The sequence below is a fragment of the Nonomuraea sp. NPDC048916 genome (assembly GCF_040649575.1).
GTDB lineage: Bacteria > Actinomycetota > Actinomycetes > Streptosporangiales > Streptosporangiaceae > Nonomuraea.
On record NZ_JBEZFS010000028.1, the window covers coordinates 79,953 to 89,869 of the forward strand.

Annotated in this window: 9 protein-coding genes; 4 read left to right on the forward strand and 5 right to left on the reverse strand. The window is 70.5% G+C overall.

Annotation, left to right across the window (positions count from 1 at the left end; all coding sequences use genetic code 11):
• Window positions 1-10: 10 nt before the first annotated feature.
• On the reverse strand, window positions 11-1,846 hold the full coding sequence (locus AB0C16_RS27645; protein WP_357686880.1) for a hypothetical protein: 1,836 nt from the start codon (window positions 1,844-1,846) through the stop codon (window positions 11-13).
• Between the two features lie 258 nt (window positions 1,847-2,104).
• Here AB0C16_RS27645 and AB0C16_RS27650 point away from each other — a divergent pair, with 258 nt between their 5' ends.
• Together AB0C16_RS27650 and AB0C16_RS27655 are read left to right on the forward strand one after the other, a co-directional pair.
• Window positions 2,105-3,634, forward strand: a complete 1,530-nt coding sequence (locus tag AB0C16_RS27650; RefSeq protein WP_357686881.1) for an MFS transporter — start codon at window positions 2,105-2,107, stop codon at window positions 3,632-3,634.
• 65 nt (window positions 3,635-3,699) lie between these two features.
• Window positions 3,700-4,440 carry a DoxX family protein gene (locus AB0C16_RS27655; RefSeq protein WP_357686882.1) on the forward strand — a complete coding sequence of 247 codons (741 nt, stop codon included), beginning with the start codon at window positions 3,700-3,702 and terminating at the stop codon, window positions 4,438-4,440.
• A gap of 30 nt (window positions 4,441-4,470) precedes the next feature.
• Here AB0C16_RS27655 and AB0C16_RS27660 read toward each other — a convergent pair whose 3' ends face one another.
• Window positions 4,471-5,394, reverse strand: coding sequence for a DMT family transporter (locus AB0C16_RS27660; protein ID WP_357686883.1), 924 nt, complete (start codon window positions 5,392-5,394; stop codon window positions 4,471-4,473).
• Window positions 5,395-5,699: 305 nt separating this feature from the next.
• Between AB0C16_RS27660 and AB0C16_RS27665 the strand changes: the two genes are divergently transcribed.
• Window positions 5,700-6,491 (forward strand): SDR family oxidoreductase, encoded by a 792-nt coding sequence (locus AB0C16_RS27665; protein WP_357686884.1) that lies wholly within the window; start codon window positions 5,700-5,702, stop codon window positions 6,489-6,491.
• A gap of 110 nt (window positions 6,492-6,601) precedes the next feature.
• On the opposite strand, the gene AB0C16_RS27670 is transcribed toward AB0C16_RS27665, so the two are convergent.
• From AB0C16_RS27670 to AB0C16_RS27680, 3 genes are all read right to left on the reverse strand, one after another.
• A complete protein-coding gene (locus tag AB0C16_RS27670) occupies window positions 6,602-7,378 on the reverse strand; it encodes a methyltransferase domain-containing protein (RefSeq protein WP_357686885.1) in 777 nt (258 codons plus the stop codon).
• A 66-nt stretch (window positions 7,379-7,444) separates the two neighbouring features.
• On the reverse strand, window positions 7,445-8,848 hold the full coding sequence (gene sthA / locus AB0C16_RS27675) for a Si-specific NAD(P)(+) transhydrogenase (RefSeq protein ID WP_357686886.1): 1,404 nt from the start codon (window positions 8,846-8,848) through the stop codon (window positions 7,445-7,447).
• Between the two features lie 85 nt (window positions 8,849-8,933).
• The gene (locus AB0C16_RS27680; protein ID WP_357686887.1) at window positions 8,934-9,185 is read right to left on the reverse strand and encodes a hypothetical protein; all 252 of its coding nucleotides are present in this window, start codon (window positions 9,183-9,185) and stop codon (window positions 8,934-8,936) included.
• Between the two features lie 297 nt (window positions 9,186-9,482).
• Between AB0C16_RS27680 and AB0C16_RS27685 the strand changes: the two genes are divergently transcribed.
• Window positions 9,483-9,917 (forward strand): carboxymuconolactone decarboxylase family protein (locus AB0C16_RS27685; protein ID WP_357686888.1); only part of this gene is annotated, 435 nt, incomplete at its 3' end.

Genomic DNA, 9,917 nt, shown 5'->3' on the forward strand with positions numbered 1-9,917 from the left:
AAGATTCTAGCTAGCGGCGCTGGTGCCGCCCAGGGAACTCGCCCATGAGCACCTGCTTGGGCGTGACGCGCAGCAGGTCGGCGTCGGCCAGCGCGATGCCCCGCACCTCCACCCAGAACCGTCGTTGCAGCGGGTCCGCCGCGAACACCGCCACCCGGGGATCGGCCTCGATCGCCTCCCAGGCCTCGCTCCCGGCGATCAGCCTGAGCTCGCCGGACGGCCCGACCGTCGCCACCGCGCCCACCACCCGGGGTCCCAGGGAGTCGCCGTACGACAGGACGACGTTCCTGGCGTACGCGAACGCCTGCCGTGCCTCGGAAGTCAGCGCGACGGGCGGTTCGGCGCCGGCCGGCAGGTCGCACATGATGAGCGACGCGCGCCACGGGCCGGGCGCGCCCCGCCACCACGCGCGCACGGCCCGCAGCGCGAACACGGCGGCCACCGCGCCCAGCGCGCTCAGCCCCGCTCGCCAGGCCCACGCCGATCCCAGCAGCCCGCCCGCCGCGCAGGCCGCCGCCGCGAGCACGACCAGGAGCGTCGCCGTCGCCAGCCACCTGTCCTCCCGGTACCGGGCACGCCGGTAGGAAACGACCAGCGGGTACGGCACCGCCACGGCGAGCACCGCGGCCCGCGGCTCCACGGCCAGCGCGCCGCATACCAGCGGCACCAGCAGCGACCACGTACGGCCGAGCACGATCCAGAGCGCCACCCCGGTGTTCCGCCTGGCCGTGCGCTCACCCGCCACGTTCCGCACGGTCGCGGGCTCGCCCGCCGCGCGGGTGAACTCGGCCAGGGCCTTGAGCGGGCGGCCGCGCCAGGTGTCGGCCAGGGCGCGCAGGGCGGCGAGCATCGGCCAGCCCAGCACCGCGATGGCCGCCAGACCGGCCCATACCGGGTCGAACGACGACGGAAGGCCCGGCACCGCCGCCAGGCCGAGCCAGGCGGCGAACGCGACCACCGACACCGCCGCCGACACCACGGCGGTGCCCAGCCAGGGGTCACGGCCGAGCATGGCAGGCACGTAGGACCAGACCCTGACCCGGCGCGCCTGCCCGACCGTGAGCGGGACCAGCAGGACGAGCACCGCGAACCCGCCCAGCCGGGCCTCCGCTCCGCGGTCGAAGCCGAGGGCGGCCACCGCGACCGCGAGCGTGGCGAGCGCCACCAGGAGGCGGGCCTGGCGCGACCACACCTCCAGCGCGCGCCTGGCCCTGCCGGTCTCGCGCGGCTCGACCGGCCAGGCGGGGTCGTGATGGGCGCGGGGACGGTCCCAGCGCAGCAGTGTGAGACCCAGGTTGACCCGCGCCTGGGGATGTCCGGGGTCGAGGTCGAGCGCGGCCCGGTAAGCGGTCGCGGCACGGGAGTGCTCGGCGCGCAGCAGGGCCAGATCGCCGTCGAGGACGTACGGGCCGGGCTGTTCGGGGGCGAAACGGCGGGCCAGGGCCGCCTCGTCGAGGGCCTCGTCCCAGTGGCCGGGCAGGCGGCGCAGGACCGAGGCCAGCCGCACCCGGGCGGACCAGGAGCCGAGGGCCAGGCGCACCGCCTCCCGGGCCGGCGGGAGGGCGTCGGCGTCGCGGCCGAGGCGTTCGAAGGCGAGGCTGGTCAGGCGGTGGGCCCACTCGCTGAACGGGTCGAGATCGGCCGCCCCGCGGGCCGCGGTCAGCGCGTCTTCGGGGCGTCCGGCGTCGAGGCAGGTGACGGCCTCCCGGCACCGGTCGCGCGGGGATCCGCCGGCGCTGTCGTCGCCTTTGTCGTCACCGTGGTCTTTACCGTTGTCTTTACCGTGGTCGTCCCTGTGGTCGTCACTGTGGTCAGGGCGGTACTGATCGCCTGGGCCGGTACCCACTCTGTCCATGATCGGCTGGTCAACGAAGGTTGGATAGGTGCCGACATATGGCTGTATCTCTCTAGAGAGGTGCCGGTGGGGCGGTGGATGCGTCCATACCGCTATACCAAGGGCATGGCATGGCTTAAGCTGCCACGCAGGCCGGAGCGGAGGAGCTCGGGAGGAGAGAGCCGGTCGCCCGCCCGCGAGCTCCGAAGCGGGCCGTGACCACCAGCACGTGCGGGCCCGTAGTGATCGGATCGGCCTGCGAGGAGGCCCATGACCGTCACACAGGCCGCGCCCGTCGCACGAAGCGCGGTTCGGCGACACCACGACAACCGCTGGTCCATCCTCCTGGTCCTCTGCCTGAGCCTGCTCCTGATCACGGTCGACGCCACGGTCCTGCACATCGCGGTGCCCGCGCTGACCGCGGCGCTGGAGCCGTCCGCGGTGCAGCTGCTCTGGATCATCGACGTCTACTCACTGCTCGTGGCGCCGCTGCTGATCATGTTCGGCGCCCTCGGCGACCGTTACGGGCGCAAGCGGATGGTGCTGGCGGGCTTCGTCCTGTTCGGGGTGGCCTCGGCCGCCGCCGCCTTCTCCCCCACGCCGCTGGCCCTGATCCTGTCCAGGGCGCTGCTGGGCGTCGGCGGTGCGATGATCATGCCGGCCACGCTCTCGCTGATCCGCCAGGTCTTCACCGACCGGCGCGAGCGGGCCATCGCCTTGGGGGTCTGGAGCGCGGTTGCCGCCGCCGGAGCCGCGATCGGGCCGCTGGTCGGCGGGCTGCTCGTGGGCATCTGGTGGGGCGCCGTCTTCCTGATCAACGTGCCCATCCTGCTCGTGCTGCTGCCCGCCGCCGCAAAGCTGCTGCCGGAGTCGCGCAGGCGGGACGACCGGCCGTGGGACGGGCTGAGCGCCGCGCTGTCGGTGTTCGGCATCCTGGCGCTGGCGTTCGGGCTGAAGGAGGCCGGTTCGGGCAGCCTGATGCCGTTCGGCGCGTCCTTCTCGATCTTCCTGAGCGGCGTGGCGCTGCTGGTGTGGTTCGTCATGCGGCAGATCCGGCTGCCCACGCCGCTGCTGGAGGTCCGCCTGTTTCGCGACCGCGAGTTCAGCACCGGTGTGATCGGCGTGCTGCTGGGCGTGTTCGCCCTGGTGGGGCTGCAGCTGATGCTGGCGCAGTATCTCCAGCTCGTGCTCGGCGACAGCCCCGTGCGCGCGGCGCTCAGGATGCTGCCGCTGGTCGTCTCGGCCGTGATCGGCGGGCTGGCCGCCGCCCACGTCCTGCCCAGGATCGGTCTGCGGGCCACCATGAGCGGCGGGCTCGGGCTCGTCGCGCTCGCCCTGACCCCGACGCTGACCTGGGGCGTCGAAGGCCATCCGGTGATGCTCGCGCTCTGCTTCGTGGGCATCGGCTTCGGCGTGCAGGTCTCTCTCCTGGCCGCCTCCGACACGATCATGTCGGCCGCGCCCGAGTCCCACGCGGGCGGAGCGGCCGCCATCGAGGAGACCGCCTACGAGCTGGGCGCCGGCCTGGGCGTCGCGGTGCTCGGCACCATCACCACCCTCGCGTACGCCCCCGCGCTGGCATCCGTGCCCGGTGTGCCCGCCGGCGGCATGGACCAGGCGAGACAGTCACTCGCCGGAGCGGCCCACGTGGCGAACGAGATCGGCGGGAGCGCGGGCGGCGCGCTGCTCGACGCCGCCCGGTGGGCCTTCGTCAACGCCCTGCACACGACCGTCGTCGTGAGCGTCGTCCTCCTCAGCCTGACCGCCGTCGCCGTGGCCATGCTGCTCCGCCGTGATTGAGGTGTGTGATGTCCCGATTAGGGCAGGCATCAACCGTGAAACAAGCCGTCCGTGATCTTGCCGCGTTGGTCGCCCGCTTAGGCGTGGGCGGCATCTTCTTCTCCAACGGCTGGAACAAACTGGAGATCGGCCTGAAGGCCACCGGAGAAGAGTTCACGCGACAGGGAGCGCCCGCGCCGGGCGCCTGGGCCACCGTGACCATGCTGACCGAGCTGATCGGCGGAGCGCTGCTGATCGCCGGGCTGGCCGTGTCGGTCGTGGGGCTGATCCTGTTCGCCGAGGCGCTGGCGGTGTTCCTGGTGGCGCCGCCGCTCAACCCGATCACCCTGAACGAGATCATCCTGCTGGGCGCGGCGGCGTTGCTGCTCGCCGTGGTGGGGGCCGGGCGGGTGTCGGTGGACCACATGGTGGTGATCCGGCGCAGGGAGTCGGCCGCGGCCAGCGAGTTCGCCGCCGACTCGGAGGCCGACCAGGTCATCGCCTCGCTCCGCGATCCCGACGTGCCCTCGCCCCTGAGCGCTCCGAAGCCGGCGCGCTCGCCGGGCGCCTCGTCCGGAAGCAAGCAGTCCGGGAGCAAGCAGTCTGAGGGCAAGCAGTCCGGCGGCAAGGCGTCCACCGGCTCGTCCGAACCCGAAGCCGCCGAGGCGGCCAAGCTGGAGGACACGGCTCCGCATCCCCGGCCGCGGCGCTCGGGCGACTCCGCCCCGCCCGACGAGTCCACCCCTTCACCGTCGCCGGGCGACACGCTGGTGGCGGGCCGCAAGAAGCCGCCGGCCCGCGGCCGCCGCACGCCCACCGACGAGTGACCCCTCGGGCCGCCTGGCGCCGCCGAGCGGTCAGGCGGCCGGAACGGCGTCGCGGCGGCGGGTGAACCGGAGCGTTCCCTGGGTCAACGCGATGGCGACCATGATGACCAGTGCGCCCACGGGCTGGTTCCAGCTCAGCGTCTCACCCAGCAGGACCACGCCCGAGACGGTGGCGAAGACCGGCAGCAGATAGGTCACCGTGGAGGTGGTCGTCACCCCCGCCTGCGCCTGCACCCAGTAGAGCAGCAGGTAGGCGACACCGGTTCCGAGCCCGCCCAGGGCGAGCAGGCTCCACCAGACGGGGGCCGGGGCGGCGGTGTTCACCAGCGGGACGCCCGCCGCGAGCGTGACCACGCCCAGCTGGACGGCGCCGCTCAGCAACTGGCCCGCCGCCAGCACCACCGCGGGCTCCGGACGGCGTCCGGTGATGAACCGGCCCATGTACGCGCCGCCCACTCCGTAGCAGACCGCGGCGCCGAAACAGGCCAGGCTGCCCTCCAGCTGTCCCCCGGCCATCGGCTGCCAGATCCCGAGCACCACCATGACCCCCGCGAACCCGAGCCCCAGCCCGGCCACACGGCCGCGGGTCGGCTTCTCGGCGCGAAGGACCAGGGTGAAGGCAAGGGTGCAGAGCGGGGTGGTGGCGTTCCAGATGGAGGCGACCACCGAGGACACGTACTGCTCGCCGTACGCGAAAAGGGTGAACGGGAGGGTCGTGAGCACGACGGACGCGACCTGGAAGTGACCCCACAGGCGGGGGTCACGCGGGAGTGCCCTGCGGCCGATCGCCAGGGCGACGAGCAGGGCGAACGCCCCGACGACCATCCGGCCGAACGACACCTGCAGCGGGTGCAGGTGGGCCACGGCGACCTTGATGAAGAAGAAGCTGTTGCCCCAGACGGCTGCCAGCAGCAGGAACCCCGGCAGCCACCGCCCCACGCCCTTGGTCCGCACTCCGCGCCCTCCCGTTGACGACCTCCAGGAGGGTAGCGAGTCGGACCGACATTCTCGTAGGGATATTTCCGTATTTCCGAGAGATGGTCCGCAGCACCGAAGAGGTCACCACGGACGATTTCGTCCACGTCGCCTGGGCTTCACCGGCTTTCACCTCGCCCCCGGCCCCGGGCGTCGGGGATTCCCATCCGCCCCACTGGCCACTTGCATCACGCAAGCGTGGACCTCTATGTTACTTGCATCATGCTAGCGGCCCATGGCTGGATGCCCGGGCCGTCGCCTGTCTTGATGCCTGGGAGGCAACGATGCTGCTGGAGAACAAGAACGCCGTCATCTACGGAGCCGCCGGAGCGGTCGGCAGCGCGGTCGCCGAGGCATTCGCGCGTGAGGGCGCCCGCCTCTTCCTCACCGGCCGCGACCTTTCACAGGTGCGGCGGCTCGCCGAGAAGATCGGCGACGCGGGCGGGCAGGCCGAGGCCGCCGCCGTCGACGCGCTGGACGAGCACGCGGTGGCCGAGCACCTGGAGGACGTGATCGGGCGGGCGGGACGCCTGGACGTGTCCTTCAACGCCGTCGGCCTGCCGCAACGGGGGATCCAGGGCACACCACTGACGGAGCTGGCCGGCGAAGCCTTCGCCCGCCCCATCGCCTTCTACACCGGCTCCCACTTCATCACCGCGACCGCCGCGGCCCGGCACATGGCCGGCCAGGGCTCGGGTGTGATCGTGACACTGACGGCCACACCCGCCCGGACGGCGGCCGCGCTGGTCGGCGGGATGGCACCGGCCTGGGCCGCCCTTGAGGCGTTCTCGCGTTCCCTGGCCGCCGAGCTGGGACCAGCCGGCGTCCGGGTGGTCTGCCTGCGTTCCCACGCGATCCCGGAGACCCCGCTCATCGTGGAGAACTTCGCCATGATGGCGCCGGGCGCCGGTGTCACCCCCGCCCAGTTCCGGGCGATCCTCGAAGAGGGCACGATGCTCAAGCGGCTCCCCACCCTCGCCGAAGTCGCCGACACCGCGGCCTTCATCGCCTCTGACCGCGCCGGTGCCATGACCGCGACCGTCGCCAACCTCAGCGCCGGCGGCATCGCCGACTGAGCCCCGTCAGCGGACGGGATCGCCGTGATCACCGGCGTCGGCACCGTGCCGGCCGACCCGGCTGGAGACGATCACTCACCTCAGCATGAGTAGCCGAACAAGTCCGGCCGTCACCCGGAAACCTCAGCCGCCACCAAGAACAACAGGGCCGAGGCCAGGAACGGCTGAGAGCCGACGTCCTCGATCCACCTTTCGGCATCGGGTTCGAGATAGCCGGCATCGATGGCCCGGGCCACATTGCGACGCAGCCCAAATACGTGATCAGCCGTCGTGAAGTCGCGAAACACCGGCGCCACCGTCACCACGGTCCGCACCACGAGGCCCGCCTCCATGCACAGCCGGGCCAGGCCGCGGCCGATGGTCGCGTTACGAATCATCTCAGCGACCAAGAACCGGCTCAGTCCTCGACTCATGGCCGGCTGAGGGGAGTCGATCAACAGCCCCTCCCAGTCGGGTTCGGCCATGACGATCCGCCCTCCGGGACGAGCCACCCGGCGAAACTCCGCCAGCACCCGCGCCGGATCGGCCACATGCTGGAGCACGCGGTCGGTGCGAGCTCGATCGACACTGCCCTCCTCCAGCGGCAGCGCATGGACATCGCCAGAGCGAATCTCGATCAGGGGCTGTCCCGCGAGGCGAGCACGAGCCTCCGCGATCATCACCGGATCCCGGTCAACTCCGATGACCCGACCGGCCGGCCCGACGGCGGTCGCCATCGCCGCCAAGTCGGTCCCCGGCCCGCAGCCGATATCGAGCGCGGTCTGCCCGTGCTGGAGATCAAGTAGTTTCAGCACCTGCTGCTTGTAGCCCCGGCCTGCCGCGCTCGCGGCCACCTGGTCGAGATAGGCGATCGGGTCAGGCCGAGACAAAGAGTCGCTGTTGATCATGCCCACAGCCAACCAGACGCGTATGCGGTTCCCGAGAAGAAGGTGTCGAGGTCTCGTGCATCCCGCTTAGAGTTCGGCCGTCAACCGGGCGATCACTCGCATCTTGTTCATCGCGTCCAGGGCGGCGACCTTGTAGGACTCCGCGAGCGTCGGGTAGTTGAACACGGCGTTGACCAGATAGTCGACCGTCCCGCCGCAGCCCATGACCGTCTGCCCGATGTGGACGAGTTCGGTGGCGCCCGTACCGAACACGTGGACGCCGAGCAGCCTGCGGTCCTCAGAGGAGACGAGCAGCTTGAGCATGCCGTACGAGTCACCGATGATCTGCCCTCTGGCCAGTTCCCGGTAGCGCGAGACACCCACCTCGAACGGGACCTTGTCACGGGTCAGCTCGTCCTCGGACTTCCCGACGAAGCTGATCTCGGGGATCGTGTAGATCCCGATCGGCGGTAACTCGTGCATATCCGCGACCGGTTCGCCGCACGCGTGCTGCGCGGCCAGCCGCCCCTGCTCCATCGAAGTGGCCGCCAGCGCGGGGAAGCCGATTACGTCGCCGACGGCGTAGATGTGCGGGACAGACGTGGCGTAGTTCGTGTCCACCTCGATCCGGCCTCGATCGTCGGCGGTGAGCCCGGCGGCTTCCAGGCAGAGCTCGGCTGTCTTGCCCTGACGTCCGGCTGAGTACATGACGCAGTCGGCGGGAATCTTCTTGCCACTTTCCAGGAAAGTGAGGGCGCCGCGAGGCCGGCGTTCAACCGCGGCGACGTTCTCGCCGAACCGAAAGGTGACGGCCAGGTCTCGCAGGTGGTACTTCAGCGCCTCCACGATCTCCAGATCGCAGAACTCCAGCATTCGCTCGCGTCGCTCCACCACGGTGACCTTGGTGCCCAACGCCGCGAACATCGAGGCATATTCGATGCCGATGACCCCGGCTCCGACGACAACGAGAGTCTCAGGCACCTGGTCGAGGTGCAGGATGGCGTCGGAGTCGATGACCGTCTTGTCGTCGAACTCCACGCTCGACGGACGGGCCGGCGACGTGCCCGTGGCGATCACGATCTTCTCGGCCGTGACCTTCCGCTCCTCGTCTCCGATGATCCCGATGGTGTGCGGATCCAGGAACCGCCCGGTTCCCTGCAGGACCGTCACATGGTTACGGCCCAACTGGCTCCGGATCACCTGGATCTCCCGGCCGATCACATGCTGGGTGCGCATCCCAAGATCCGCGACAGTGATCTCGTCCTTCACTCTGTAACTCGCGCCGTATAGCTCTCGCTGGTTGAGCCCCGTGAGATAGAGGACCGCCTCCCGCAGCGTCTTCGACGGGATCGTCCCGGTGTTGATGCACACACCACCGAGCATGTGCTTCTTCTCGACCACCGCGACCCGCTTGTCGAGCTTCGCCGCGGCGATGGCCGCCTTCTGCCCGCCGGGTCCGGAACCTATGACAACCACATCGAAGTCGGCCACGCCCTACAGTCTGCGCACTGCGCACGATCAGGAGAAGCCCTCCGTGCCCACCGCTTCGGCGTCCGGACCCGATGGAGAGTCTCCTCTAGCGGGACGTTCCGGCCATGACGCGGTCGACGATGCCCTCGGTGCCCTCCTGGCGGGCGCAGTGGGCACCGCAGTACCAGTGCTCGCCGAACTGGGCGCCGTGGCCGATGACCCGGGTGCCGCAGTGCTCGCAGATCGGCGCCATGGTCTGGATGGCGCACTGGAAGGAGTCGAAGATGTGCACCGCTCCCTGGGCGTGCACTTCGAAGGCCATGTCGTAGTCGTTGCCACACGTCTCGCAGACGGCCATGATGATCTCCTTTGCGCGGTCGCTTCGCCGAGGGGATACCCCGTTCCCTGGTGTCCTTTCGCCAAGGGGACGCCATATTCGGACCGGGTCACGTGCGGGCCGTCAGGGACCGGGCCTCCAGGGGAAACGCCGGCAACCAGTGGTCGCCGAGCCGCTGCGGGTCTCCGTCGATCAATACCGTACCCAGGCGGGCTTGGACCTCCGGGCGGGCCGGTTCGTTGAGATCTCGCCGGAAGTGTCACACTCTCTGATCCTGTCCCGTCCTGTCGTCGTAACCACGACACGATGGAGGTATTCATGTCTCAGCGGATCAACGTGGCCGAGCTGGCCCCCGAGGCGTACCAGTCGTTCCTCGCCGTCGAGGGCTTCCTGCTGCGCAGCGGGGTGCCACACAGCACGATCCACCTGGTCAAGCTGCGGGCCAGCCAGATCAACGGCTGCGGCTTCTGCGTCGACATGCACAGCCGCGACCTGAAGAAGTCGGACGAGAGCGACGAGCGGATCTGGTCGGTGGCCGCCTGGCGGGAGGCCCCCTACTACACGCCCGCCGAGCGGGCCGCTCTCGCGCTGACCGAGGAGGCCACCCGGCTGGCCGACCGCGAGGCCGTACCCGATGAGGTGTGGCGGCAGGCGGCCGAGCACTACGACGAGACGCAGCTCGCGACGCTGGTCGTGGCGATCGCCATGATCAACGCCTGGAACCGGATCGGGGTCGCCACCCGGCTGGCGCCC